General features: G+C 57.9%; 28 protein-coding genes. 16 read left to right on the top strand and 12 right to left on the bottom strand.

What is annotated here, in order from left to right; translation table 11 throughout:
* The first annotated feature begins 245 nt into the window (after positions 1-245).
* The 5 genes from O3S85_RS17525 (at position 246) to O3S85_RS17505 (ending at position 2,994) form a co-directional block, all read left to right on the top strand.
* Complete coding sequence (locus tag O3S85_RS17525) at positions 246-677, top strand: hypothetical protein (RefSeq protein ID WP_269542124.1); 432 nt, start codon at positions 246-248, stop codon at positions 675-677.
* A gap of 66 nt (positions 678-743) precedes the next feature.
* Positions 744-1,091 (top strand): hypothetical protein, encoded by a 348-nt coding sequence (locus O3S85_RS17520; RefSeq protein WP_269542123.1) that lies wholly within the window; start codon positions 744-746, stop codon positions 1,089-1,091.
* A gap of 91 nt (positions 1,092-1,182) precedes the next feature.
* Positions 1,183-1,656 (top strand): YybH family protein, encoded by a 474-nt coding sequence (locus O3S85_RS17515; protein WP_269542122.1) that lies wholly within the window; start codon positions 1,183-1,185, stop codon positions 1,654-1,656.
* 25 nt (positions 1,657-1,681) lie between these two features.
* Positions 1,682-2,332: a ribulose-phosphate 3-epimerase gene (gene rpe, locus O3S85_RS17510; protein ID WP_269542121.1), complete on the top strand. Its 651-nt coding sequence runs from the start codon at positions 1,682-1,684 to the stop codon at positions 2,330-2,332.
* 275 nt (positions 2,333-2,607) lie between these two features.
* A complete protein-coding gene (locus O3S85_RS17505) occupies positions 2,608-2,994 on the top strand; it encodes a response regulator (RefSeq protein ID WP_269542120.1) in 387 nt (128 codons plus the stop codon).
* Here the strand turns inward: O3S85_RS17505 and O3S85_RS17500 are convergent.
* From O3S85_RS17500 to O3S85_RS17465, 8 genes are all read right to left on the bottom strand, one after another.
* Positions 2,991-4,013, bottom strand: a complete 1,023-nt coding sequence (locus O3S85_RS17500; protein ID WP_269542119.1) for a phosphotransferase enzyme family protein — start codon at positions 4,011-4,013, stop codon at positions 2,991-2,993. The two genes, O3S85_RS17505 and O3S85_RS17500, sit on opposite strands and share 4 nt — an antisense overlap.
* A gap of 6 nt (positions 4,014-4,019) precedes the next feature.
* Complete coding sequence (gene recR, locus O3S85_RS17495; RefSeq protein WP_269542118.1) at positions 4,020-4,613, bottom strand: recombination mediator RecR; 594 nt, start codon at positions 4,611-4,613, stop codon at positions 4,020-4,022.
* A gap of 28 nt (positions 4,614-4,641) precedes the next feature.
* On the bottom strand, positions 4,642-4,950 hold the full coding sequence (locus O3S85_RS17490; protein WP_269542117.1) for a YbaB/EbfC family nucleoid-associated protein: 309 nt from the start codon (positions 4,948-4,950) through the stop codon (positions 4,642-4,644).
* Between the two features lie 204 nt (positions 4,951-5,154).
* Positions 5,155-6,063, bottom strand: coding sequence for an NAD-dependent epimerase/dehydratase family protein (locus O3S85_RS17485; protein ID WP_269542116.1), 909 nt, complete (start codon positions 6,061-6,063; stop codon positions 5,155-5,157).
* A gap of 45 nt (positions 6,064-6,108) precedes the next feature.
* Positions 6,109-7,263 (bottom strand): hypothetical protein, encoded by a 1,155-nt coding sequence (locus O3S85_RS17480; protein WP_269542114.1) that lies wholly within the window; start codon positions 7,261-7,263, stop codon positions 6,109-6,111.
* A 95-nt stretch (positions 7,264-7,358) separates the two neighbouring features.
* Entirely contained in the window at positions 7,359-8,057 is a 699-nt protein-coding gene (locus tag O3S85_RS17475) for a lysophospholipid acyltransferase family protein (RefSeq protein ID WP_269542113.1), read from the bottom strand.
* A gap of 56 nt (positions 8,058-8,113) precedes the next feature.
* Positions 8,114-10,243, bottom strand: a complete 2,130-nt coding sequence (locus O3S85_RS17470) for a sulfatase-like hydrolase/transferase (RefSeq protein ID WP_269542112.1) — start codon at positions 10,241-10,243, stop codon at positions 8,114-8,116.
* Positions 10,244-10,301: 58 nt separating this feature from the next.
* Positions 10,302-11,144, bottom strand: coding sequence for a PEP-CTERM sorting domain-containing protein (locus tag O3S85_RS17465; protein ID WP_269542111.1), 843 nt, complete (start codon positions 11,142-11,144; stop codon positions 10,302-10,304).
* A 183-nt stretch (positions 11,145-11,327) separates the two neighbouring features.
* Between O3S85_RS17465 and O3S85_RS17460 the strand changes: the two genes are divergently transcribed.
* From O3S85_RS17460 to O3S85_RS17430, 7 genes are all read left to right on the top strand, one after another.
* Complete coding sequence (locus O3S85_RS17460) at positions 11,328-12,047, top strand: TonB C-terminal domain-containing protein (RefSeq protein WP_269542110.1); 720 nt, start codon at positions 11,328-11,330, stop codon at positions 12,045-12,047.
* An 82-nt stretch (positions 12,048-12,129) separates the two neighbouring features.
* Positions 12,130-12,408 carry a Sec-independent protein translocase subunit TatA/TatB gene (locus tag O3S85_RS17455; protein WP_269542109.1) on the top strand — a complete coding sequence of 93 codons (279 nt, stop codon included), beginning with the start codon at positions 12,130-12,132 and terminating at the stop codon, positions 12,406-12,408.
* Positions 12,409-12,419: 11 nt separating this feature from the next.
* Entirely contained in the window at positions 12,420-12,881 is a 462-nt protein-coding gene (locus O3S85_RS17450; RefSeq protein WP_269542108.1) for a polysaccharide biosynthesis/export family protein, read from the top strand.
* A gap of 96 nt (positions 12,882-12,977) precedes the next feature.
* Entirely contained in the window at positions 12,978-14,177 is a 1,200-nt protein-coding gene (locus O3S85_RS17445; RefSeq protein WP_269542107.1) for a phosphoglycerate kinase, read from the top strand.
* 10 nt (positions 14,178-14,187) lie between these two features.
* Positions 14,188-14,967, top strand: a complete 780-nt coding sequence (gene tpiA / locus O3S85_RS17440; protein ID WP_269542106.1) for a triose-phosphate isomerase — start codon at positions 14,188-14,190, stop codon at positions 14,965-14,967.
* A gap of 158 nt (positions 14,968-15,125) precedes the next feature.
* Entirely contained in the window at positions 15,126-15,500 is a 375-nt protein-coding gene (locus O3S85_RS17435) for a hypothetical protein (RefSeq protein ID WP_269542105.1), read from the top strand.
* Positions 15,501-15,609: 109 nt separating this feature from the next.
* Entirely contained in the window at positions 15,610-16,314 is a 705-nt protein-coding gene (locus O3S85_RS17430; RefSeq protein ID WP_269542104.1) for a histidine phosphatase family protein, read from the top strand.
* Between the two features lie 11 nt (positions 16,315-16,325).
* On the opposite strand, the gene O3S85_RS17425 is transcribed toward O3S85_RS17430, so the two are convergent.
* The 4 genes from O3S85_RS17425 to O3S85_RS17410 form a co-directional block, all read right to left on the bottom strand.
* Positions 16,326-17,759 (bottom strand): glycosyltransferase family 4 protein, encoded by a 1,434-nt coding sequence (locus tag O3S85_RS17425; protein WP_269542103.1) that lies wholly within the window; start codon positions 17,757-17,759, stop codon positions 16,326-16,328.
* 94 nt (positions 17,760-17,853) lie between these two features.
* On the bottom strand, positions 17,854-18,345 hold the full coding sequence (locus O3S85_RS17420) for a hypothetical protein (protein ID WP_269542102.1): 492 nt from the start codon (positions 18,343-18,345) through the stop codon (positions 17,854-17,856).
* Between the two features lies 1 nt (position 18,346).
* Entirely contained in the window at positions 18,347-19,324 is a 978-nt protein-coding gene (locus O3S85_RS17415) for a glucosyl-3-phosphoglycerate synthase (protein ID WP_269542101.1), read from the bottom strand.
* Positions 19,308-20,465: a peptidase dimerization domain-containing protein gene (locus O3S85_RS17410; protein ID WP_269542100.1), complete on the bottom strand. Its 1,158-nt coding sequence runs from the start codon at positions 20,463-20,465 to the stop codon at positions 19,308-19,310. Before O3S85_RS17410 ends, O3S85_RS17415 begins: the two co-directional genes overlap by 17 nt.
* A gap of 111 nt (positions 20,466-20,576) precedes the next feature.
* Between O3S85_RS17410 and O3S85_RS17405 the strand changes: the two genes are divergently transcribed.
* The 4 genes from O3S85_RS17405 to O3S85_RS17390 all read left to right on the top strand — a co-directional run bounded on the left by O3S85_RS17405 (position 20,577) and on the right by O3S85_RS17390 (position 23,942).
* Positions 20,577-21,041 (top strand): ATP-dependent zinc protease family protein, encoded by a 465-nt coding sequence (locus O3S85_RS17405; protein ID WP_269542099.1) that lies wholly within the window; start codon positions 20,577-20,579, stop codon positions 21,039-21,041.
* Between the two features lie 12 nt (positions 21,042-21,053).
* Positions 21,054-21,449, top strand: a complete 396-nt coding sequence (locus O3S85_RS17400) for a VOC family protein (RefSeq protein ID WP_269542098.1) — start codon at positions 21,054-21,056, stop codon at positions 21,447-21,449.
* Positions 21,450-21,466: 17 nt separating this feature from the next.
* On the top strand, positions 21,467-22,651 hold the full coding sequence (locus O3S85_RS17395; RefSeq protein ID WP_269542097.1) for a RimK family alpha-L-glutamate ligase: 1,185 nt from the start codon (positions 21,467-21,469) through the stop codon (positions 22,649-22,651).
* A gap of 193 nt (positions 22,652-22,844) precedes the next feature.
* Complete coding sequence (locus tag O3S85_RS17390; protein WP_269542096.1) at positions 22,845-23,942, top strand: succinylglutamate desuccinylase/aspartoacylase family protein; 1,098 nt, start codon at positions 22,845-22,847, stop codon at positions 23,940-23,942.
* Positions 23,943-24,172: the final 230 nt, after the last annotated feature.

Genomic DNA, 24,172 nt, shown 5'->3' with positions numbered 1-24,172 from the left:
TGCAGGTCGAGCCAAATACCTGCTTGCCGACAACCGTCTAGCCAACTCACCCCAAACCTCTGTCTACTCGGAGCAAAAACTCACGAACTGGAATATCAACCACCACCAAAATAAATCCATCCCCAACAATCGCAATCCTTGACGCACAAGGCCTCTACAGACATTTTCAAGCGATGAAAGGCACCAAAATGGCACCCAGTTCGTATATTACGAGGTGGGATCAATAATACTGATATGCAGAACAAATGAAACGAACCCTTCTATCGATAATACTGCTTTTCACGACTTCTGCCTTCGGTGACGTTAAGCCCATCGAAGGCAAATGGATCATTGTCGATTTCGTTCCACCCCCCGTTTCTGCCCTATCGCCACAGGAAGCAAAAAAATCAATCGAAAGAGGAATGATCCTTTATTCCAATTGGTACGTCACTCACACTCAGAACGTTAAGAATCCAATCTACAAAAAAAGAAAAATTAAAAATGAAGATGAATTCTACTCAGAATACAGAATGACCTTCGAAGATTTTGGCATCTCGACTGAGTCGGTAGAAGAATTTGAGGTATCCAACTCAGATGGTACCGCACTTGAGGGCTACGGAAGCTGCTTTCTAAAGATTAGCGATAAGAGACTCGCAATCTGTATCGATGGCCTATTCGTGATCTATGAAAAATCATAAGCATATCAAGGCACTTCTCGTAACGGCAGCAAGCCACCGCGTGTGAACTCTTCGTTCTATAAGAAAATGGAAAAGGAATATAAAGATCCGGCCGATTTTTTCCAAGAACGGGATTTTCCAGGAAGGAAACTTATCGCTTGGGGGGTTGGAATATGGGCGGTCCATTGGTTGCTGACGGGTTGGATTTTCAGGATGAATGCGTTCTCGGAAGAAATAAATCTAGTCGCAAGCCTCCCCTTGATTCCAGCAGCAGTTCTTTTTTTGGTAGGCTTCTGGAAAGCGGTGAAAGGAAAAGGATACCATCCCGTACTCTTTCTCATCGCCTTTACTGGCTTCATCGGGCTATTGGTCCTGTTCTTTCTTCCAGACCAGAGCAAGCAAAAGGATAACCAATCGCTTCTGGAAAACGACTAACGGCGTGCCATAACTCATCGTTCTCCCTCCCTTTCCGTCTCGCCACAGTCGCGCGATCAGCATTAACTGAGCGTTCAACCAATACGCCGTTATGCTGAAATACCTACTCGCTTCGCTTTGTTTGTTAACGCTGGCCTCCGGGCTGCAGGCCGCCAGCGGGCCGCAGGTGCTGCGGGCCACGGAGGAGTTTTACGCCGCGCTGAATGCGATGTTCGCGGGCGACGTTGCGCCGATGGAGGCAGTCTGGTCGCACGATGAGGAGGAGGCAACTTACATGGGGCCGGATGGCAGTTACGTGGTCGGTTGGAGTAAGATTAAGGCGGATTGGGAAAAGCAGGCGGCCATGAAGCTCGGCGGCAAGGTTACCCCGACCAATATTCACCTGATTCTGGGCAACGGACTGGCCGTGGTGCAGTGCTACGAGGTGGGGCAAAATTTCGACAACGAGGGCAAAAAGGTTGAAGTCAAAATCCGCGCGACTAACGTCTTTCGTAACATCAACGGCGAGTGGAAAATGGTCTCGCACCACACCGACCTGCTCCCGCACCTGATGCACCAACACTAACTTTGCAATACAAAGCATATCGCGCATGAAGCCACTCGTCGCACCATCGATCCTTGCCGGAAACCACGCCCGCCTCGCGGAAAGCTTGGCCGTCGCCGAGGCCACGCCCGGCATTGAGTGGGTCCACATCGACATCATGGACGGGCATTTCGTGCCGAACCTCACTTTCGGCCCGCAGACAGTCAAAGACCTGCGCCCGGACAGTAAGCTCTTCTTCGACGTGCATCTGATGCTCGCTCGCCCCGATCAATACATCGAGCAGTTCATCGAGGCCGGCGCGCAAAACGTAACCATCCACACCGAGCCCGACTACGACCACCTGGCCACGCTGAAGCGCATTCGCGAGCTCGGTGCCACGTGCGGCATCTGCATCAACCCCGGCACGCCGACGGATGACCTCCTGCCCTACCTGGACCACGTGGACCTCGTCCTGCTGATGACGGTGCAGCCCGGCTTCGGCGGCCAGTCTTTCCGCACCGACGTCTTGCCCAAGATCGAAACCGTCGCCCAATGGCGCGCAGACAAAGGCTACCAATGGCGCATCGAAGTCGATGGTGGCGTGGACGCCGTTACGGGCCAAGACTGCCTGAAGGCAGGTGCCGACACATTCGTCTCAGGCTCAGCGTTTTTTAAAAACCCGGACAAGCCCGGCTTTGTCGCCGGTTTGCAGGGTTAGCCCTGCCAATTGTAAAATTTTTACACATTCGGGGCCATTTCCCAGGGCTTTCGCCAGAATAGAGCATGAACCCTGTTTTATCGCATCAGTAGGCACTATCCAGAACCACTTGACCCTGCGTATTCCCTAATCCCGGCGATAAGATCGCCTAAAAGCGCCCCACGAAGTCACTCCAGTTCAGCGATTTACCCTATTTGGCGGAATCTGCCATTCAGCGAAATGGTTTGTGGTTATCGTTTGATTGCGGCAGTTTACCAACCATTCCTACGACTGCCATGAAGCCACAAGTTCTCGTCATCGATGACTGCGCCGACGCCCGCAAACTCATCCACATGATTCTTAGCCCGCGCGGCTACGTCACGTGGGAGGCGGAGGACGCAGTGCAAGCCTTCGAACTTCTGAAAGTCGAACGCTTTGACTTGGTCGTGATCGATATTGCCATGATCGGGATTGACGGTTTCACCATCGCCTCCGAAATCCGCCACGGCCACGTGGGCCCGCTCAACCGCGATGCCTTTTTGGTCGGCTGCACCGCCCTGTATTTGGACAAGAAAAACGTCAGCAAGGATTCCACCGGCATGGACCTCTTTTTCCGCAAGCCTTTGGGCGTGCGCGAGTTTGCCAACAAAATCGACGCCCTAATGGGGCGGGTAGCGGTTTAGTCACCGAAATTGATATCGAACGCAGCCCCCGTGCGCCAACGTTCTTCGATGCACGCCATGCTCTGGGCCACGGTGGTTTCAGGGCGATGGCAGGCCTCGTTCCAGTAATCCATGGCGGGCCGCATGACGATGTAGCAGAGAGTTTCCCGCAGGCGAAGCAGGTCGGGCAGCATGGCCAGTTGCGCATCGTCGAGCGTGTATTCCTCGCGATAGCCACGCGCCAGAGCCGCGACCACCTGCCCGACGAGTTGCGGCGTCACATTTTTGGGTGCCCAGGATTGGAAATAGTAATGGCTATAGAGCAGCACGGCGAAATCCGTCATCCGCCAACCGTAGCAAGCCAGGTCGAAATCGATAATTTCCACTTCGCCGTTTTCAATGAGCAGATTGCCGCCATGTACATCGTGGTGGATCAGGCCAAAGTGACGCGGCGCACGGGCGCGGTTTTTAAAGTCCGCCAAAAACGCCTGCATCGCTTCCACTGTGGCCGGATCATAGGCAGAGGTATCCTCCGTAAATTGGTGGGTGCGCATGTCCCACCAGAGTTTGCGCTCTTTATCTGGCGGCAGCTGGAACTGGTCGGTAAAGCGATGAATACGGCCCACGGATCGCCCAATCTTAGCGAAGAGATCGTCGTTCCATTCGGCAGGATTACCCGGGTCTGGTGAATGGCCGGCAAAGCGCTCGAAGCAGCTAATGTGGTAAACGCCGTCATCGTTGATTGTAGTCTCGAGCAGCTCGCCACGCTGAGATGCGATGGGCGTCGTCACCACGCAATCGTTTTTAATAAGCCAGTTGAGCCACATGAGCTCCGCCTCCAGCTCGTGCCGCGGGCGAGCGCTGCCATCGCTCACGCGGACAATTACCGGGCTGCCGCCAGTCGTCTGAGCGGCGAACACATGGTTGATGCCATGGCGGATCAGCTCAGCACCCTGTTCCTGCAGGCCCCAGTGGTCGAGGCATCGATACAGGGCATCCTGGTAGGGTTCGGTTTCCGCCAGATGATGCCCCCGCCTCATCGTCTATTAGAATTGTTTGCGCCCCTCGAGGGCGTTGCGCAGGGTGGCGGCGTCGGCGAAGACGATACCCCCGCCGCTGGGCAGGCCGAAGCCGATACGGCTAATCGAGGCCGCGCTACCGCTCAGGAGCTCGTCCTGAATGTAGTGGCAGGTTGCCTCGCCCTCGATGTCGTTGGACAGCGCGAGGATGATTTCGCTGACCTCGCCGTCAGCAATGCGCTTGGCCAAGGGCGCGAAATTCAAGTCGTCAGGGCCTACGCCATGCAGCGGCGACAGTTTGCCATGCAGCACATGATAAACACCGCGATAGGCGCCGGATCGCTCAATCGCCATCAGGTCGGGCACCGTCTCCACCACGCAGACGATCTCCCGGCGTCGGGCTGGATCGGCGTAGATCTCGCACAGCTCGCCCTCGGTCAGGTTACCCGTAACGGGGCAGCGGTGCAGCTTTGCGGCCGCCTCTTCCAAGGCATCGCAGAGCGGTTGCAGGCGCTCGGGCTTTTCGACAATGAGGTGCATCGCCACGCGCTCAGCGGAGCGGTGGCCCAAGCCCGGCAGTTGCTTAAGCAGTTGGTGAACTTTCTCGAAGGCCGGTGACACGGGAAGCAGGCGTTAGCGCGGGGGGCGCTTACATCATCCCCGGGAACTGGAAACCGGCAGTGGCGTCGCCCATCTTCTCTTCGTTGTAGGCCTTGGACTTCGCAGCGGCCTCCTTGACGGCTTCGAGCAGCGTCTCCTCGATGAACTCGGCGTCCTCCTTGAGGAACTCCGGATCGAGCTTGATCGACTGGAACTCACCCGCTCCATTGATCTTAATTTGGATCGCGCCACCGCCGCTGGAAACGTCCAGCTCGGTCTGTGCGAGTTCTTCCTGTAGCGCTTCAATCTTGCGCTGCATTTTCTGTGCTTGTTTTAGAAGTTTACCGACTCCGGCCATAATCAACCAGCGTTAGCGAACCGCGCCCCGAGTCAAGCCAACATCCTGTCCTGGGCTGAGCTTGTCGAAGTCTGGACCGATGGATTTCCGCATTGCGGAAATGGTGGGGCAGCGGCGGATGTAGCATAGGCGTCTCGCCTGTGCCCTAACCATCACCTAATAATTCGTCGATTGAGGCACAGGCGAAACGCCCGTGCTACAAGCTCACAGCAGCGACGCGTAACCGGCCTTGAAATCCGGATACTTCGGCGTCCAGCCGAGCTCGCGGCGGAGCTTCTCGTTGGACACGCGGCGGTTCGGGAGGCTGCCCTGGGCGTTGGTGCGCATGGGGCCGCGGCGGGCCTGCATCGTGGGGTCAAAGACCGGCTTGGGCGCGCCGATTTGCTCGGCCAACCATTCGACAACGGCGGCCTTCGTCGGGTAATCGCCGTCGACCACATTGTAAGCACCGGCAGGCGCAGATGTCGTGGCAAAGGACGCCAGCACCGCGCTCACGATGTCGTCCAAGTGAATGTAGTTCAGATAAAAGCCGCCCTCGCCGGGGAAGGTGGTCGTGCCGCGCTTGAGGGCGTCGAGCAGGTGATGACGCGTCGGACCGTAGATCGCGCCCAGGCGCAAAATGAACGCGCGCTCCCAGCAACCAGCGGGGGCGTTTTCGATCAACTCCTCGGCTTCCCGGAGGACGTCGCCGTTAGCGGTGAGGTCTTCCGGCACGTCTTCCTCGGTGACAATGCGGCCATCGCTATGCGGGTAAACGCTGGTCGCGCTGGTGTAGGCGTAGGTCCCGACTTCGGCGTTTTGCGCCCAGTCAATGATCGACCCCATGCCTCCGATGTAGCTCTTGCGGTAGCCCTCCATGCCGTTGCCAGCGGAGCTCACGCAGTTGAGCACGAAGTCGTATTGCGTAGCGACTTGGTTGTGCCAATCCGCAGTGTCGAGCTCGCAGCGGATAACGTTGCGCGCGAATTGCTCGGCCTCGTCGGCGCGTTCGGCATTGCGGGTCAGCGCGTCTACAGTGGCACCCGCATCGGTAAGCGCGCGGCCAACGGCCACGCCCACATAGCCACAACCCAAGATCAGCGCCGAGCGCCCTTGAAAATTTACATCTGCCATGCCGCGCAATTACGCGGAAGCCATGGGCAGGGTCAACCTTAGGCGCTAGTTATTGCTGAATTCGTTCGGGCGATTCGGGCGCTTGAAGGACGGCTTGTTCTGCGGCGGCGCGGGCTTGTTATCGCGCGTCACCACGAGGTCAGGCTCGCTGTCTGCCTTGGGCTCTTCGGCAACAAACGGCGATTTCGAGGCCTTCTTGCCTTTACCAAATGACGGATTGAAAAGGATGCGGTCCGTGCGCGAGGAAACAGACTCCCACAGGCCGAAGGTAATGCCCGCCAGCAGCACAAAATCGATCACGTTGAGCGACAGGTTGTAAAGGGTCATGTTATCCGTCAGGTGCGAGAGCAGGTTAATCACCGGGTAAAGGAACCAACCGCCGATAATCATAAAGACGATGATCGACATGCCCTGCTTGAGCTTGCCGCGCAATGCGCTGGCACCTTTGCCCAAGGTAGAGAAAAGCAACATCGTGAGGCTCGCGGAAAACAGGAAGGGAAACACCGACAGACCGAGCTGCTCCATGCGACCGTTCACGAGCTGCGAAAGGCCGATAAACAGGAAAATGCCTGAGCCGAGGCCAAACATCGTCAGGTAAAGCTTCTTCTCCTGTGCGGGCACCTTGATGATGCGGGAAAGGACGTAGAAAAGCACCGGAGCAAAAACCGCCCAACAGAAGCCGCGCAGGCCCAAACCGGGCTCTGGCACCTCACCGCGCACGGAAGCCGCATAGGTCTTACTCAGCACGAAAAACATGAAGCCAACCGCGACCAGCAGGCCGCCATAGGTAGCCATGGAAACGAAACGCACCTTGGCCTTGTCCTTAAAGGCTTTGCCAAAAAGAAACAGCCCGATGCAGCCCCAGATCAAGGCGTCCCCGAGGAAAGAATAGTATGTGACGTGCTGGATCGGCGTCGAGGTGATGCTCGGCGGCGGCGCGTCTTCCACTGCAGTGACTGCGGTAACGTCCTCCTGCTCCTTAGCCTCAGATTGCGCGGCAGGCTTGGCGGCGGGTTTCGCCACCTCGGCCGGCTTGCTGGCCACAGTTGTCTTCGCCGCGACAGGCGCAGGCTTCGCAACTGGAGCAGGCTTCGCAACCGTGGTGGGTGCGGGCGTTGGTGCCGGAGTGACGGGCGCAGATGGGCTATCCGCCTTAGCTATGGGTGGTAGCTTTTCGACGAGGGTTGATTTCTCTGACATGGGTGGTTATACGAGTTGGACCGATGATCATCGTTAGATCAAGCCCACCCGTAAAGAAAAATCCTCAACTCATCATAGGTGATATCCGCACATCCCTAAGTTTCTCCACGTAAGGACTTTGAGCAACGCGAGAGAGTATATTCAGCTATAACGTTTACTTCATTTAGACGGAGAATTAAGGCATCGCGTGTTTTTTGCAGCGATTCCTCCAGATCGATCAGGCTCGGAGATGTGCCAGGCAAAATCGGTTCACCGAGCTGGATTTCCACCTCCGGCAACTCATGCTTGCCGTGGTGAATCTTGCGCCACACCGGCAGGCCGGTCGCCTGCGGCGCACGTTTAAAGATCGCCTCCAAGCCCGGCTGCAGCGGAACGTTCTCCCAGTCCGGAACCAGCCGGCCCTGCGGGTAAATAATCAGGCAGCGCCGGGACCCGCCCTCATTTAAGATACGCACAGCGTGCAGCAAGCCCTCGCCGCGGTCGCGCGCGGATTCCAGATTCACCCCAAACACCCCACATTTCTGGAAAAAGGGGAACTGCGCGAGGTTTCGGGCCTCCATCATCAAGCGCTGATCCATGCCGAACTCCCGCGTTAGCGAAAAGTCCAGCAAGCCGTCCCACCACGTCTGGTGGTTGCCAAAAAGCACCAGCGGATACGGTGCGGTGGAGGCCAGCCAGTCCTGCCAACCCTCGAACCCGCCCACGCGCACAGCGTAAAACCGCTGCCGGTATTTCCGGCGCAGGTAGGCTGCCAACAAGGCTTGCCGCCAAGGGCTTTTGGATTCGGGCATCATGCGGGCATCTTGAACCAAGCAAGCGCCCAGCCAAAGGCAAATCTTTGCCTTAAATCCTACTCCACCAACTCAGCATTCACGCGAAAAAAAACCGGATTTGGCACAGGGCCTCCGGCGGTAAAGGTGTAGGTAACTTCGGAGTAACTCCGGTTGAGCGGGCGCGCGTCGGACCTCGTGAGCAGCGTTTGCACGGGGGACCAATCGTCGCCCAGGGTCGGCGAATACTCGGCGGCAATACTTAGCCAGTCGCTACCCGTGCGCTGGATCAGCCGAAATGACGGCACACCATCGGCAAAGGAAAAGTCCAGCAGCCCCAAGGGCGCGCTCTGAAAAGGGTCCCCGCCTAACGCATATTCCAGGAGGTTAGAATAGCCGTCGCCATCGGGATCGGCAGCATCACCCCAAACACCAAGTTCCTGGCCAGAGTCCTCCAGCGCAGCGTTTTCGAAGTTAAACGCGCGCCATTCATAAAGAGCAGTCAGGTCCGGCGGCACCTCGCCAGCAGCAGTAATGCGCACGGCGTCAGCGATCACGTAGCCATTGGCGTCGGTGTTGTGGATCCGCACCTGGAGGCTATCGCCCGCATTGAGCTGGACCGTGGTCAACTCGTTCCATTGACCGCCGTCCAAACGTTGATTCACGGTAAATTCCGTCGTACCCGCCGGTGTAATGACCGACACCGGAGCATTGCTTGCACGGTTGGAGAGCGCGCTCCAGTAGAGGTCGATCGTATGCTCGCCGGTCTCCGCAGCGGTGTAGGCAAAGGTCACGGATTTCGTCCCCTGCCCTGCGTTGAGATCGTGAATGTAATCCGAGCCAATGAAGCCTGAGCTCGCGGAGGAATTTTTCCACTCGCCCACCACGGTTACCTGCAGTGAGTCGTCGTTGTCGATTACCTGGCCATTGCTGCCACCGGTCTCACCGCTCGGGATAGACAAGTTTCCCTGCAAGAAATCGAAAACCTTTTGCAGCTCCTCCCGGGCTTCCTCGCTCTCGGGTGTGGGCGTGATTACCTCCGGCTCCGCGGGCAGATTACGCGCATCGTAGAGCTTGCCATTGGAGTTGAGTCGGAACTGACCATTGAACAGCGACTGCACGCTGTTGATGCCCTGGTGGACCCACTTGCGCGGCATACCGGGGCGGCCCTCAAGCTGCGGCACAAAACTCGTCCCGCGATATTCAATGGTTTCCGGGATCGCGACCCCCGCCAGCGAGCAAACCGTCGGAAAAACATCGGTAATGTCGATCAAGTCGTTACTCACACCAACGGGCACACTGGACGGCCCCCAGACAATGAAGGGCACGTGGGTGCCCCCGTCGCTCAAGTCCCGCTTGCCATCGGTCACCTCGCCGTCCGTGGTCTCGCGAACGGCCCCGGTATCCGTGCCGTTATCACCAATGAAAATGACGTAGGTGTTCTCGCGGATGCCGAGCGCCTCCACCTCGTCGAGCAACTCGCCAACGAGAAAGTCCATGTAGTTGACCATATTGGCCAGCGAAGCACCGCCACCGGCTGGTGTGTTGACTAGCGGGCTGTGCGGGAGCATCTCGTTGTGCACGATCATGAAGGGCTCGCCGTCGGCAGTCGCCGTAGCCATCCGCACCTTTACGTAGTCAACGAGGACATCGGGTCCGAAGCGGTCTTCGATACCGGTCATCACCACACCGTCGCGGTTCAAATAAGGGTCCCAGAAACGCTCGGTTTTGGCGGAGCCGTCCCAAATCTGCCACACACACCACGAATCAAAGCCTGCGTTGGCAATGTGGTTCGGGTGCTCGGTAAGCGTCGCCAGCTGCCATTTTCCCGTGGTCGAGGTCTGGTAACCATCGGCTTGCAGCAGTTGAGCAAAGGTCGGCATCGCATTGAAGTCCACAAACTCCGAGGTGCCATTGTGCACCGGCAAGACGCCCGTGTGGCCGTGCTCAAAGGTGTAAAGGCTGGTATGCATGCTGACGCGGGTCGGCGTGCACACGGGGCTCGTGTAGGCGTAGGCAAAGCGCAGCCCGTCGGCGGCCATGGTGTCGAGCTCCGGCGTTTCATAAGTTAAGCCGCCGTAGCAGCCGAGCGCTTCGTAGCCCAGATCGTCGGCCAGAATAATTAAAATATTCGGCCGGGCGTCAACCTCAGCACGCCCGACCGTTGCGACGCACAACGAGATAATTGCGAGTAGAAAAAATCGCGACATATAACGGGGAAGCGCCGTAGCAGGGACTACGGCGCCAATTTAAAAATAGATTTTCAGTTTATTTGCGGCGACGAAGCGCCAACACGCCCAAGCTGACCAATCCAATGATCAATGCCCAGGTCTGCGGCTCAGGAATCATGGATATTTGAACCGAATTCAGGAAACCGCGGTTAGCGGTGCCAAAGGAAGACGAGCCCGTTGCCTTGCCGCCATCACCGTTGGAAACGATGTTCAATGCTTCACCAGCGGCGAGAGTGATCGTGATCTTACCGTAGTTGCCACCATCGACCCATGCAGCGGTCTGGTCACTACCCATGAAGCTGACGCTGGAGCTATCATAGCCGGAAAAGTCGAAGTTCGAGCCCGCGACTCCCGTTCCCGCATAGTAGGAATAGAGAAGCTCACCGGTGCTCTGGCCGTTGGTGTTACGACCGGTAATGTAAATTTCGTAAGTGCCAGCGGCAAGACCAGTCACTTGAAGGCCAATTTGGTTACGGTCGGGACCGCTGCCGCTGAAAATACCACCCGTGCCCACAGAATTCCCTTCGTAAACGCCGGTATTCGCCTGAAGGCCCAGATTATTCGCAGAAGTCGGCGTGGTAGCCAAATCCACCGTCGTGCTGACGTCCAAATTAGCAATGCCGAGATCGAAAGCCACACCGGTTGCCGCAGTGCCATCAGCATACAAGAGGCCGGAACCAACGTCGCTGTTGCTTATGTTATTCCAAGAGGTGTCAGTAAAAGAGGGTTCGCTCGTGTGGAGCGGGCTATTGGTTAGGTTTGCGCCGGTCGGGCCACCTGACGAGCGAAAGTTCAGCATGAGCGTTTGCGCCTGAGCAGAAGTCGCTAAAGCCACCGTCAAAGTCGTGGCACCAAGGAGAATTTTAAGAGAGGTATTCATGATGTGAGGGGAATTAACTTTAAGGACACGATCATTAAGCCACAGCCAGGCTGCGCCCTCAAGACTACACCATAGCACTATTTGCGCATAATTGGGCAAAAATTACGCACGCCAAATTTTGATCATTGCGAAACAATTGATCGCTTTTCTTTTCCCAATGATTGGTCCACTATAGTGACCGGTATGACCAATCAGCGACAGGCCTTCATCACCTCCGTTGTGCTGCACTGCACGGCAATTGGTTTGCTGGCGTTGTTTATCTTTATCGACCCACTCAGGGCCGAAGAGCAACCCGTTGTGCTGGAGCTGGTTACGCTCCCCGACGAGACGCCCCAGCCAGAATCGCCTCAACCGCCGCAGCCCGTGCTGGAGCAGCCGCAGGTGCGCCAAATACAAGATCGCCAGCTGCCGGACGTGAATATCCCGGAGCCCAAGGTGGAGCCTAAGCCAACCCCCAAGCCCGAGCCCCCAAAGCCAAAAATGATGAGCTTGGCCGATTTCGATAAAAAAGTCGACCGCCGCGACGCAACCCCCACCCCACCCAAGCCGCGCAGCACCGCCGTCGCCCCCAGCGTAAATACGAACATCAAGATCGACGTGCCCACGACGGTCGCGCCGTCAAATGCGGCCGCCAATTCATCATTAGTGGAGAACTACAAGACTCGCCTGCGCAACGCGATCGAGCTTAGCTGGAACCGCCCGGTGGATATCGGCAATACTTGGGCTGAATTTCAATTCTATGTCTATCCCAATGGAAGCATTGGAAAAATTGAAGTCAAACGCTCAAATGCGTCACCTGCTTTCATCGAATCAATTCGTAAACTGCTGGAGTCACAGACTCCAATTGGACCTACACCTCAAGGTTGGCAGGGAAATATGACCATCACTTTCCGCCTGCGCTAAGCAGAGCATTGGTAAACCACGATCACCAAAAACCTGCCCAATTGAGGGTTTACTTCCCACCAAGTTGGGTTACATTAATACGATGAACATGTTTTTGAACAGCCTGCCAGTGGCCTTCCTGAGCAACCTCCAGGGTTGGGAAATCCCCCTGTTGGTCATCTTCGGGTTGATCATTTTTGGCGGTAAGAAGCTGCCGGAGTTTGCCCGCGGTGCCGGTCAGGCGATCAAGGAGTTCAAGAAGGCCTCCAAAAGCGCCGAGGACACCTTCAAGCAGGCCCTCAACGAAGAGGACGAAGCCAAGCCGAAGCCTGTCGCCAATCAGCCCGCCCAAACCAAGGGCGAAGAAGCTGCCAAGATCTAGCACCGGCCGTAATGAAGCTCGCTTGCTCATTGGGATGGTTCCTGTTGAGCACGGTTGTTTGTTTGGCGGAGGTCCACGTTGGAATCCACGGCTTGGTGAACAAGCCAGGCATCCATTCCGTATCCGAAACTCAGGGGCTGCTGGATTTATTACATGCCGCTGGCGGCCTCGCGCCAAATGCCAACAGTAATTCAATCCGTATCGTCACCCAGGATCGCAGCAGCACAAAGAAAACCGTCTTCGAAATTGATGTGCACTCAGTTTTTGCGGACAAGATCGATTACGAACTCCCTCCTGGCGCAAATGTCTTCGTATCCAGTGGCTTCCTGGGAGGCCTCCATGGCGAAGAGTTGAAGCAATTCAATGCCTCGATTGAGCAATTCGTCGCGCGAGATGACAAAAAGCTCAAAAAACTGAAAGGCATCGATTACGCGAACACGGCAAATGCTTTTCGCAAAACACCAGCAGATTAGCGCTGCTAAAAAGCCCGGTAAGTCGCGCAAAGTTAACGCGTCTGGGCTAAGTTTCGTCTTGCAGGAGCGGCGGGGGTGCCGAGAATCGTTCGCCCTATGGCCACTGTAAAGACTGTACAAGACGTCAATCTCGCCGGTAAGCGCGTGCTCGTGCGCTGCGACTTCAACGTTCCGTTCGACGCGGAAGGCAAGATCTCCGACGACACCCGCATTGTTGGCGCCCTGCCGACCATTAAGCACCTCGCCGCCCAAGGCGCGAAGGTCATCCTGTGCTCCCACCTGGGTCGCCCGAAGGGTGAGAAGAATCCGAAGTTCACGCTGGCACCCGTCGCCGTGGAACTCGCCAACCAGCTTGGCCAGCCCGTGAAGTTTGTTGAGGACTGCATCGGCGAATCCGTGAAGTCCGCGGTCGACGCCATGAGCGACGGCGACGTCGTCCTCCTCGAAAACGTCCGCTACTACCCGGGCGAAGAAAAGAACGACCCGGCATTCGCCAAGGAGCTCGCCGCCGTCGCCGACGCCTATGTCAACGACGCCTTTGGCACCGCTCACCGCGCCCACGCCTCCACTGAGGGCGTTGCGCAACTCGTCGACACCAAGGTCGCCGGCTTCCTCATCGAAAAGGAGTTAGAATACCTCGGCGAAAAGACTTCCACGCCGGAGCGTCCCTTTGTCGTCATCCTCGGCGGCGCGAAAGTTTCCGACAAGATCACCGTCATCGACAGCCTGCTGGACAAGTGCGACACCATGCTGATCGGCGGTGCCATGGCCTACACCTTTGCCCTGGCCAACGGTAAAAAGGTCGGCGATTCCCTCTCCGAGCCCGACAAGGTCGAGACCGCCAAGGAAGCCATGGCCAAGGCCGAGGCCAAAGGCGTAAAGCTCCTCCTGCCGATTGACAACCTGATCACCAACAAGCTCGACTTCGGTGCGGGTTCGGTTGGCGAAGTGAAGGTCATCTCCGGCGACATCGAAGACGGCTGGGAAGGCGTCGACATCGGCCCGGACACCATCAAGCTTTACGAAGAAGCCGTGAAGAGCGCCAAGACCGTTCTCTGGAATGGCCCGATGGGCGTCTTTGAGATCAAGGCCTGCGCCCAAGGCACCTTCGCCATCGCTGAGGCGGTTGCCCAGGCAGACTGCTGCTCCATCATTGGTGGCGGCGACTCCGTGAAGGCCATCAAGAAGAGCGGCCAGGGCGACAACGTCAGCTTCATCAGCACCGGTGGCGGCGCGTCGCTGGAGTTCCTCGAAGGCAAGACCCTGCCGGGCGTTGCCGCACTCGAAACCAAGTAATTTACCAATCATGTCGAACAACCGAAAATACCTGATCGCAGGCAACTGGAAGATGAACAAGACTTCGGCCGATGCCGAAGAATTGATCAAAGCGATCCTCCTCGAACTGGGTGACAAAAACGGCGTCAGCGTCGTCGTCTGCCCGCCATACACCTCGCTGGAAACCGGCGCCAAGGTGTTGGCCGAAAGCAGCAACGTCCAGCTCGGCGCGCAAAACATGCACGCCAAGGCCAGCGGTGCCTACACCGGCGAAATCTCCGCCGCGATGCTGCGCCAGCTCTATGTAAACTTCGTGATCCTCGGCCACAGCGAGCGCCGCGAATACTTCAGCGAGTCCGACGAGGAAATTAACGAAAAAGTCCTCGCCGCTCTCGAAAGCAACCTCAAGCCGATCCTCTGCGTGGGCGAAAAGCTCGAAGAGCGTGAGTCTGGCGACACCCTCAAGGTCGTGGAAACCCAGCTGCTCGGCGGCTTGGTCAACGTCCCCGAGGACAAGGCCGATCAGGTGGTCATCGCCTATGAGCCCGTCTGGGCCATCGGCACCGGCAAGACTGCCACGCCCGAAATGGCGCAGGAAGTCCACGCCGCAATCCGCGTGCTGCTTCGTGACCGCTTCGGCAAGGCCACCGGCGACAAGATCCGCATCCTTTACGGCGGCTCCATGAAGCCCGAAAATGCAGACGGTCTTCTGGCCAAGGAAGACATCGACGGCGGCCTGATCGGTGGTGCTTCGCTCGACGCGAAGTCCTTCGTCAAGCTCGTTGAGTCGGCAGCCAAGGCCAGCGCCTAAGCCAGCCCAACAGCCAATCTTCTTTCAAAGCGTCGCAACGCCTCAGCGTGTTGCGACGCTTTTATCATTTATGGCCAGTGTATTTTCCCGTAAAATAGGTCGGTTTTAGACCCATATGTAGGATTGATTAAAGCGATTCGGTAAGTCATTTAATTTACATGCCCTACCGCACGTCATGGGAGCCAGCAGGCTTCTTGCTTGAGCATTCCGGCCTGATCACTGGCGATGAAATCGACCAGGCCAACCAGCGCTTTTTCAGCGATCCCCGCAGTGACACCGCCCGGTATCAAATAATCGACTGCAGCCAAGTGACCGAGGTGGACATTTCCGTCCACGACATGAGCCGTACCGCTGCCTACGATCTCGGCGCCAGCCGCTCCAACCCGCAGATCAAGTTGGCCTTCGTCTCCACGCACCCCGATATGACACTGGCCATCGAAAAATACATCACCGTGTCCAAAAGCCTGAAAACTACCTGGCGATTCGGCATCTTCGAGGATATCGAGCGTGCCCGCGAATGGGCGGAGATGTAATCAACTTGCTACAATACAAAGCCATTCCCCACTTCGCGAACTGGGATCGAGACATTCAGCAAGGATAGGGAGTGACTTTGCGCATTAACGAGCTTTCATAGCTTACTTTATGCGTATCTATTTAATCCGCCACGCCGATCCCGACTATGCCAACAATACCATCACGCCAGCCGGTCACTTGGAAGCCCAAGCGCTAGCCACACGACTTGCCAAGCAAGGCCTTGACCGAATTTTCTGCTCTCCAATGGGGCGCGCTCAAGACACCGCGCGCTACACTGCCAAAGCCCTCGGCCTCGAACCGACAACGCTTGAGTGGACCCGAGAATTGGACTGGCCCCGGATTAGCGAGGAAGGTCTGGGAAACATATGTGCCTTCGATCTTCACGGGCACTCCGTCCATCTGGACGACCACACCTACACATGCGCAAACTGGTCCGACGTCCCCCCGCTGGACGACCCGGCCTTCCGCATCGGCTACGACACACTATGCCGCGAGGCTGATCAATTCATAGCCGGCCTTGGCTATGAGAGAGCCGGTCAAACCTATCGAATTGCAAATCCCAACCGCCTCAAAATCGGGCTTTTTTGCCACGGAGGATTTGGACTCACCCTCCTCTCACGCCTGCTAAACATTCCCATGCCACTGGTCTGGACTGGTTTTTTCCTGCCACCCAGCAGTGTCACCACGATTCTGTTCGATGAGCGAAACGATCAAGTCGCAACGCCACGCTGCTTGGGCGTAGGCGACATTTCCCACCTCTATGCGAGCGAATTGCCCATGTCCACCATCGGGATCAAGGCGAATAAGGAATAGGCAAAGGCCGACTAAGTCCGCAGCAGATTGAAACGCTGCGGGTCCAGGAACTGATCCAACACCGTCTGGTGCGACGCATACTTTAGCGGCTCAACGGCGGATTGCGCGACCTTCTCATAGATCGTCTTCAGGTTTTCTCCGTAACGGTCGAGGCTGAAGTTTTGCGCAATCAGCTCACGGTTGCTGGCAATGCAGCCTCCCGCTGAATCCAAGCCCAGCGAAGCCGGTGCAATTTCACTTTGCGATGCAGAGTTGGCGTTAACGTGCAAGATTACTTTCTCCTGCAAAGCTTCCGACAAGCGGCCAAACTCCACCTTGCCGCCGGCGGTCATTGCGTCGAAGGCTTCATCCACTGCCGCCAAGGGCAGCACGCAATTGTAAGCCGTGTAATAATCGCGCAGGGCGGCGTCCAGCGTCTCCCGAATCAGCGCCTCGCCCACCCAGTCAAGCGGGACCATCATCCGGTCATAGAGCGACGACAGGTCGACATCCGCGTTCGTAAAATCACTTGTAATGTCGGGCAGATTCCGCCCCACCAGCGGCTTGTGGAACAGATACGGCTCCAGGAAAGCCAAGCCAAAGCCCTCTGCCACGCTCGTCGAAATGATCGCATCGGCGGCCGACATCAGCTCGGGGAAAGACAACGATACGTGTTCACCCAGCGCGAAGCGAACCGGCAGGCCCAGGCTTCCGGCAAACTCCAGCCAGCGGTCGTAGATCGGCCGCGCCGCCGGGTTGGCCGGAGTGAGCGTGGTGGCAAACAGCTGGTCCTCCTCCGCCATGGCCGACCACAGAATCAGCTCACCCAGGTTTTTGCGACGAATGGCACGCGTCGGGTAAAGCAACAAACGCCGCCCCTCAAAGCCCGATAGCGTCGCACGCTCGGGCGGCAGCTCGGGCACGGCAATCGGATTGGGCAAAAGGTGCAGGCTTTGCGTTGCAAAGTTACTTTGTGTGAGGAAGCTTAAATCGCGGGAATTCAGCAGCCCGTAGTGCACCTGAGAGGCCTGCGGGTAGAGCTTATCCATGTTGGGCGTCTGCGAGGAAATCGCGGCGTAGTTGCCCGGGCGCCCGTCTTCGGCGAAATCATGGATCTGCAGCAGCACCGGCGTCTCCGCCGCCAAGCGTTCAACCACCTGAGGCATCGCCATGTTTTTGCCGAGGCAGTGGTTGTGAATGTGCCATACGTCCGGTTCGCCGCCGAGCGCTTCGCGGGCGGCTTTCTTGAGCGAAAACCAGAGCGCACCCGGGTCAGGCTTTTCATTGGCCTGCGTGTAAGACAGCCCGGGCACAACAGCGGTCTGGATCAGCGCATCACCCGTGTAGGGTTCTCCGGAAAAGGCGGCCATTTGCACGCCCCGCCCCTCCATTGAGGCAAATGCGTTCTCGACCACCCGCGTGACTCCCCCGGGCTTCAAGTGGTAATGAACGATGGCAACTCTCATAGGGTAACGGCAAGCCGTTGTGTATTAGTTCTTACTGCAAATATGCCCGTTAGCAAACGATATTGTATCTTTAAGCCGGTTTTTACCGAAATCTTCACCGGGCGCGCAGATCGCGCACGATGCGCTTGGCCTTGCTTCGCGCCTCATCGAAGTCGTAGGTGAAATCAATGATGCCGGCGTGTATCACCTGGCGCTCGACGAACACCTCCAGCTCATCGACCACGCCATAGCGGATCACGAAATAGAGTGGCACGGCCGTTTGCCCAGTAATGGAAATCTCGTCCAAATCTGCGTCGTAATATTCGACCCAGTAAGACGAGCCACCGGAGCTCAGTTGCTCAATGCCTTGGCCATCGAAACGCACACCGATCATGCCACCGTAATCACCGCCACCCATACTGGTATAGCCCGTAGTCTCGGGGCCCGGCAATTCAAACCCCGAGCAATACGCGCCCACATCGAGCAGGAAAACTTCGCTGCCAGATTCCCACACGGGCGGGCCCGGCTCGCGGCAACTGGTGACCAGGCAGCCGGAGGCAGCCACCAAGGCCACCCCCACCACTGCGCGCAAGCGACGGGGCACCATGCTAGTAGCCCATCTTCTCGCGATATTGCGGGATGTCAATCATCGGCGGGCGCTCCTCCTCGACGATCTCGAAGAGCTTTTGCTCATACCGCTGATCGACGGCTTGGAACTGGCGGAGAATGTTGTGCATCTCCGGCAAATCACCTTCCATGCCCATGCCCTTCATGCGGCCGAGGAAACTCTGCAATATGCCGAAGCTCATCTTGCCCAGCGAGAGGGTTTCCTGGTTACGGTGCACACGCTTGTCGAGGTCCGTCTGGCCGAAGGCTTCGAGCCCCCACTGCTTGTAAACATCCATAATGTGGGATGTTTCCACGCCGTAGCCGATCGGGAACGGGATGCGCTCCAGTACCTCGCGGCGCACGGCGTATTCGCCTGAAAGCGGCTGCACGAGGCCCGTGAGCTCCGGGTAAAACAGTGAGAAGAGCGGGCGCACGAGAATCTCCGTTACCCGTCCACCGCCACTGGGGCGGATGCCTTGCGAGAACGCCAGCGGACGGTCGTAAAACGCCTTCACATAATGCACCTCTGGGCGGTAGAGCAGCGGCGCGACGAGGCCATAGCAAAAGCGCGGGTGGATGTTTTTAATGTCGGCGTCGACATAGCAAATGATGTCGCCCTTAAGCTGGTGAATTGCCTTCCAAAGGTTTTCCCCCTTGCCGCGCTTGTGCCCCTGCTCGGGCAAAATGTCACCCGCGAAGTAGGTATCCGCGCCAAAAGACGAGGCCACTTCCAGCGTCTTGTCCGTGGAGCCGGAGTCGATCACCGCAATTTCGTCCACCAGCGGATAGCGCTCCATCAGCTCGGAGCGGAAGATGACAATTTCCTTACCGATCGTCGCCTCCTCGTTGAGCGTCGGGATGCACAGGGAGATCGTCAGCCCCGTTTTTTCCTTCTGTTTGAGCAGCTCCATCTGGTCGAAGAACTGGCTATGGTGAAAGGTGTTGGACTTAATCCATTTTTCAAGCTTCGTCGACATCGCAGTATCCTCCATCTATTGCTTGCAGCAGGGTGATGAGCTGAGCCAGGCCGGCAAAAATCGGCTCGATCTCAATCGTCTCGTTGTAGTCGTGTCGGTGCTCGCCGTTGGTCAGGCCAATGACGAGGGAGGGGATGTCGCGGCCCAGCAAGGTGCTGAGCTCACCCGTGGACGGTGCCGCGTGGTCCTCGACCTCCAGGGCCTTGAGGATGCGCCGCGCCCCGCGCACGAGCGGGTGGTTAAAGCTGATCGAGTTATTCTTGCGGTTGCCGACTTTCTTCAGGTCCGCCATGGCACCAGTCATCGAGCTGGTCTCGGCCACCACGGCCTCAATTTGCTCGAAAATTTCACTCGCGACGCCCGCGCCTTCGCTGCGGATTTCGAAAAGCAGATGCGCATCGCGCGCGGTGGTGTTATAAGTCGTGCCCCCATAAATGGAGCCCATGATGAGCTGTGTTACCGGGTCCTGTGGTAGCGGGATTTCCAGCATCTTCGTCATCAGGCGGTTCAGCACGGGTATCGCACCACCGGCGGCAAGGCCCGTAGCACCGCGCTTTACCTGGCAGTCGATCGTACCGCGGATCACGCCCAGTGAGCTGTAGCTGAGGCGGCCTAGCGTGGCCCCCTCGCAGAGCACACCAGCGCGCATCGGCAATTGGTTGTTCTCCAGGAAAAAGCGCATGCCTTCGATGTCGCCCTTGCCCATGCTTCGGGTCGAGCCCAGCAGCACCAGGTTGTCATTCAGTTCGATGCCGAGCTGTTCCAGGAGCGTGGGCAAGGTCACCACGGCGGCGAGGCCGAGGGAGTTGTCCATGATGCTGGGGCCAACGATGCTGTCCGGATTTACCTGCACGGCATGGTCGACCGATTTGGCGAAAGGCGTGTCCAGGTGAGCGGAAACAAGGATGTTTCGCTTACCGGTCTTGCCCGGGTGAATGCCAACCGCGTTGCCCAGCTCATCCGTTGACACATTTTGACAGCCGGCCTCGATCAGGCGGTCCATCATGAAGCGCGCGCGCTCGGCTTCCTCGAATGTGTGCGATGGGATTTCACTGAACATCACGGCATTGGCCAACAGCAGTTCACGACGCCCAGCGAGCCGTTCGCGTAGGTCCGGCAGGGCGTCGAGTAATTCAGTCATTGGTTCAGCCATAAGTGGTAACTTACATTTATCCCCCTTTTGCCCTGGACGACAAATGTTTTTTATCGGTTGGTAAAATTGGCGTAATATAGTAACCTACGGATCACTTGCATGGCTACCACCCATAAGAAATCACCGCGCCCGCCTGTGCCCATCGGCTGGAAGGAAACCATCGACCTGCCCGATTGGGGAGCCGCCAACCTCGTCGCCAAAGCCGACACCGGGGCCAAGAGCTCCGCGCTCGATGTGCGCAACATTCAGTTGCTGCCCAATGGCCGCGTGCGCTTCACCCTCGCCGCCGACCGCAAAGACGCCTCGCTGACCCAGGAGATCGAGGCCGACATCGTGAAAGAGCAGAAGGTCCGCTCCAGCAACGGCCAGCTGCAGCGCCGGGTAAAAGTGGAAACCACACTCAAGATCGGCCGCCGACGCAAGAAAGTCACCTTCTCCCTCGTCAACCGCCACCACATGATTTGCCGCGTGCTTTTGGGGCGTGAAGCACTCGCCGGTGATTTCGTCGTCGACTCCAGCCAAAAATATCTCCACGGGAAACGGAAAAAACCGCAAATCCACTAACCGCCCGCTACCATGTTCGACCATATCGGCTTTTTCGTGAATGACATCACGCGCAGTGCCGCCTTTTACGAGGCGTGCCTCGCACCGCTTGGTGTGCGCATTACCCAGCGTCAACCGCACATCAACGCCGTCATCATATCCGGCGAATCCGAGTATCCCTTCATTTGGATGGGGGAAACGCCACCAGACGGCGACTACCATGGCAGCCCGGTCAGCAAGGACGCCACCCGCCCCATCCACTTGGCGTTCAAGGCCGATAGCAAAGAAGCAGTGGACGCCTTCCACGCCGCAGGCCTCGCCCACGGCGGCAAGTGCAACGGCCAACCCGAAGACGACGGCTACGATTATTACGCCGCCTACCTCATCGACCCCGATGGAAACAACATCGAGGCCGGCTTTCATTTATAAACCAACACTCTTTCCCAATGGACCCTTTAAAAATCGCCATCATTTCCCGAGCGCCGCGCTGCTACAGCACTAAGCGCATTCGCGAAGCCTGCACCAAGCGCGGGCATAAACCAAAGGTCTTGGACCCGCTCAAGTTCGGCATCTATGTCGAGTCAAAGCACCCGAGCCTCACTTTTCGCTCGCGCCGACTCAGCGAATACGACGCCGTCATCCCGCGCATCGGCTCCTCGGTCACGTTCTACGGCGCAGCCGTCGTGCGGCAGTTCGAGCAAATGGGCGTGTGGAGCGCCAACCCCTCGCAGTCCATCATCATTTCCCGCGACAAGCTGCGCAGCCTCCAGGTGCTCAGCCGCTACGATCTCGGCATCGCGCCATCGGCCTTTGTCCGCGACCGCAAGGACGTCCTCCCCGCCATTGAGCGCGTGGGCGGCGCGCCCGTCATTGTGAAACTCCTGGAGGGCACGCAGGGCGTCGGCGTCATTTTGGCGGACTCGATTAAAATCGCCGAAGCCATCATCGAGACGCTCCAATCGAAGTCGCTCAACGTGCTCATTCAAAAATTCGTCAGCGAAAGCCGCGGCAAGGACATTCGCGCCTTCGTCGTGGGCGACCGCGTCGTCGCCGCCATGCGCCGCAAGGCCGTGGGCACGGAGTTCCGCAGTAACGTCCACCGGGGCGGCGAGACCGAATCCGTCACCCTGACCGAAGAATACGAGCGCACCGCCGTGCGCGCCGCGCAAATCCTTGGTCTGCGCGTGGCAGGCGTCGACATGCTGGAAGGCGCGGACGGCCCTGTGATCATGGAGGTCAATTCCTCGCCCGGCCTCGAAGGCATTGAAAACGCCACGAATGTCGATGTCGCGGGGGCCATTGTGGACTACCTCGTCGAAAACGTTCGCTTCGACGACCTCGACATCCGGCAGCGCCTTGGCCTCGCACGTGGCTTTCAGGTGGCGGAATTCACCGTCGGCACTGACTCCAACCTGGCAGGTAAAAGCATTGCCGACAGCGGTCTGCGCGAGCGCGATGTCATCGTGCTCAGCATCAATCGCAGCGGGCAGGTCCACGCCGCGCCCAAGGGCGATGACGAGATCCACGCCGGCGACCTTCTTCTGTGCTACGGTCGCAAAAACACACTGCGCGACTACCTCCCCCTCAAGAAGCCGAAGCGCAAAAAGGCGAAGGCCAAGAACAACTCATAAAACAGCACCAAGTAACTTAACGGTAGCGCGGAGCGTCCCGCTCCGCAAGCTGCGCCCAAACAACCAATTCAGTTCGTAACAACCCAAATGGCGCAACCCGCCCCCACGAACTAACCAAGCCTGTAACCCATCCTTGCGGGCCGTTATGGTCCCCGCACCCTTCGCAATTCAACGCGTTTTCTCACACCACGCAATGCCCACCGCCAAGTCCACCCGCCGCAAGCAAAAGCCCATCAAACTCGGCATGGAAACCATCCCACCCGGTGAGTCGCGGGACGTGCGGTTAAAAATATCCGAGACTTACACCGGCGACGAAATCGCCCTCCCCGTGCGCGTGATCCACAGCGCCAAGCCCGGGCCCAAGGTATTCATTTCCGCGGCCATCCACGGCGACGAAATTAACGGCACCGGCATTGTCCACGACCTGCTTTACGACGAGCAGATCACCATCGATTGCGGCACGCTGTTTTTAATACCCGTTGTCAATGTGTTCGGCTTCGAGACGCACGAGCGCTACCTGCCCGACCGCCGTGACCTCAACCGCAGCTTTCCCGGCAACGAAACCGGCAGCCTCGCCTCGCGCATTGCGGCAATTTTTATGCGGGAAATCGTCTGCCAGTGCGACTACGGTATCGACCTGCACTCGGCCGCCTTTCAGCGCACCAACTTCCCCAACGTGCGCGCCGATCTCTCCAACCCCGATGCGCGCAAGCTCGCACTCGCCTTCGGTTGCCCGCTGATCGTCGACGGCCGCGGCCCGGAGGGCTCACTGCGCCGTGAGGCGTGCAAGGCCGGCTGCCCAACGATCATTCTCGAAGCTGGCGAACCCTGGAAGATCGAGCGCGGCATCCTGGAGCTCGGCGTGCGCGGCATACGCAATACCCTGATCAAGCTCGGCATGCTTACCGGCGAAAACATCCCGCCCGCCTATCAAATACGCGCCAAAAAAACCACCTGGGTTCGCGCCGAGCTGGGCGGCATCCTGCGCTACCACATTGGTGCGGGTGACTGGGTTGAGGCCGGGCAGCCCATTGCGACGAACTACACCATTCTCGGCCAGGCACAATACACGCTGACCAGCCCGTGCGACGGCGTGATTCTCAGCTTGGCGACACTACCAGCGGTAAAACCCGGCGAGCCGGTAGTCCACATCGCAGTGCCCACCCGCAGCCTCGCCACGATTCGCAAAGAAGTGGAGAAAAAGAGCGGCCTCTCCCACCGCGTCCGCCGCGACCTGGCGACCAACATTGCGATGACCAAACTGGACGACAGCAGCGACGCGCCAGCGTGACGCGAATTGTAACGTATTTTTTGAACAGAAGTTAGCAAAGATAGCCATGTTGCCTCACCTTACTGGCATGGCCGCCTAAAGGCGGAACCCCAACCTTGAGCAACCGAACATAGTCTGCATAGAACTTAGCTGACACCACTCTCGGGCCAACGGACAATCATTCTGAGCGCCAAGGGCGCGGGCTCATATTAGCCTAGGGTCAGCAAGGAGCGTAGCGACGAAGCGCAGCC

The organism is Cerasicoccus sp. TK19100 (genome assembly GCF_027257155.1).
Lineage (GTDB): Bacteria > Verrucomicrobiota > Verrucomicrobiia > Opitutales > Cerasicoccaceae > Cerasicoccus > Cerasicoccus fimbriatus.
The sequence above is the reverse complement of the archived record's forward strand: the minus strand, read 5'-3'. Positions and strand labels throughout refer to the sequence as shown.

Coding starts and splice junctions, on each gene's coding strand:
- O3S85_RS17525 (WP_269542124.1), top strand. CDS start 246: ATGAAACGAACCCTTCTATCGATAATACTGCTTTTCACGACTTCTGCC.
- O3S85_RS17520 (WP_269542123.1), top strand. CDS start 744: ATGGAAAAGGAATATAAAGATCCGGCCGATTTTTTCCAAGAACGGGAT.
- O3S85_RS17515 (WP_269542122.1), top strand. CDS start 1,183: ATGCTGAAATACCTACTCGCTTCGCTTTGTTTGTTAACGCTGGCCTCC.
- rpe (WP_269542121.1), top strand. CDS start 1,682: ATGAAGCCACTCGTCGCACCATCGATCCTTGCCGGAAACCACGCCCGC.
- O3S85_RS17505 (WP_269542120.1), top strand. CDS start 2,608: ATGAAGCCACAAGTTCTCGTCATCGATGACTGCGCCGACGCCCGCAAA.
- O3S85_RS17500 (WP_269542119.1), bottom strand. CDS start 4,013: ATGAGGCGGGGGCATCATCTGGCGGAAACCGAACCCTACCAGGATGCC.
- O3S85_RS17490 (WP_269542117.1), bottom strand. CDS start 4,950: ATGGCCGGAGTCGGTAAACTTCTAAAACAAGCACAGAAAATGCAGCGC.
- O3S85_RS17485 (WP_269542116.1), bottom strand. CDS start 6,063: ATGGCAGATGTAAATTTTCAAGGGCGCTCGGCGCTGATCTTGGGTTGT.
- O3S85_RS17480 (WP_269542114.1), bottom strand. CDS start 7,263: ATGTCAGAGAAATCAACCCTCGTCGAAAAGCTACCACCCATAGCTAAG.
- O3S85_RS17475 (WP_269542113.1), bottom strand. CDS start 8,057: ATGATGCCCGAATCCAAAAGCCCTTGGCGGCAAGCCTTGTTGGCAGCC.
- O3S85_RS17470 (WP_269542112.1), bottom strand. CDS start 10,243: ATGTCGCGATTTTTTCTACTCGCAATTATCTCGTTGTGCGTCGCAACG.
- O3S85_RS17465 (WP_269542111.1), bottom strand. CDS start 11,144: ATGAATACCTCTCTTAAAATTCTCCTTGGTGCCACGACTTTGACGGTG.
- O3S85_RS17460 (WP_269542110.1), top strand. CDS start 11,328: ATGACCAATCAGCGACAGGCCTTCATCACCTCCGTTGTGCTGCACTGC.
- O3S85_RS17455 (WP_269542109.1), top strand. CDS start 12,130: ATGAACATGTTTTTGAACAGCCTGCCAGTGGCCTTCCTGAGCAACCTC.
- O3S85_RS17450 (WP_269542108.1), top strand. CDS start 12,420: ATGAAGCTCGCTTGCTCATTGGGATGGTTCCTGTTGAGCACGGTTGTT.
- O3S85_RS17445 (WP_269542107.1), top strand. CDS start 12,978: ATGGCCACTGTAAAGACTGTACAAGACGTCAATCTCGCCGGTAAGCGC.
- tpiA (WP_269542106.1), top strand. CDS start 14,188: ATGTCGAACAACCGAAAATACCTGATCGCAGGCAACTGGAAGATGAAC.
- O3S85_RS17435 (WP_269542105.1), top strand. CDS start 15,126: ATGCCCTACCGCACGTCATGGGAGCCAGCAGGCTTCTTGCTTGAGCAT.
- O3S85_RS17430 (WP_269542104.1), top strand. CDS start 15,610: ATGCGTATCTATTTAATCCGCCACGCCGATCCCGACTATGCCAACAAT.
- O3S85_RS17425 (WP_269542103.1), bottom strand. CDS start 17,759: ATGAGAGTTGCCATCGTTCATTACCACTTGAAGCCCGGGGGAGTCACG.
- O3S85_RS17420 (WP_269542102.1), bottom strand. CDS start 18,345: ATGGTGCCCCGTCGCTTGCGCGCAGTGGTGGGGGTGGCCTTGGTGGCT.
- O3S85_RS17415 (WP_269542101.1), bottom strand. CDS start 19,324: ATGTCGACGAAGCTTGAAAAATGGATTAAGTCCAACACCTTTCACCAT.
- O3S85_RS17410 (WP_269542100.1), bottom strand. CDS start 20,465: ATGACTGAATTACTCGACGCCCTGCCGGACCTACGCGAACGGCTCGCT.
- O3S85_RS17405 (WP_269542099.1), top strand. CDS start 20,577: ATGGCTACCACCCATAAGAAATCACCGCGCCCGCCTGTGCCCATCGGC.
- O3S85_RS17400 (WP_269542098.1), top strand. CDS start 21,054: ATGTTCGACCATATCGGCTTTTTCGTGAATGACATCACGCGCAGTGCC.
- O3S85_RS17395 (WP_269542097.1), top strand. CDS start 21,467: ATGGACCCTTTAAAAATCGCCATCATTTCCCGAGCGCCGCGCTGCTAC.
- O3S85_RS17390 (WP_269542096.1), top strand. CDS start 22,845: ATGCCCACCGCCAAGTCCACCCGCCGCAAGCAAAAGCCCATCAAACTC.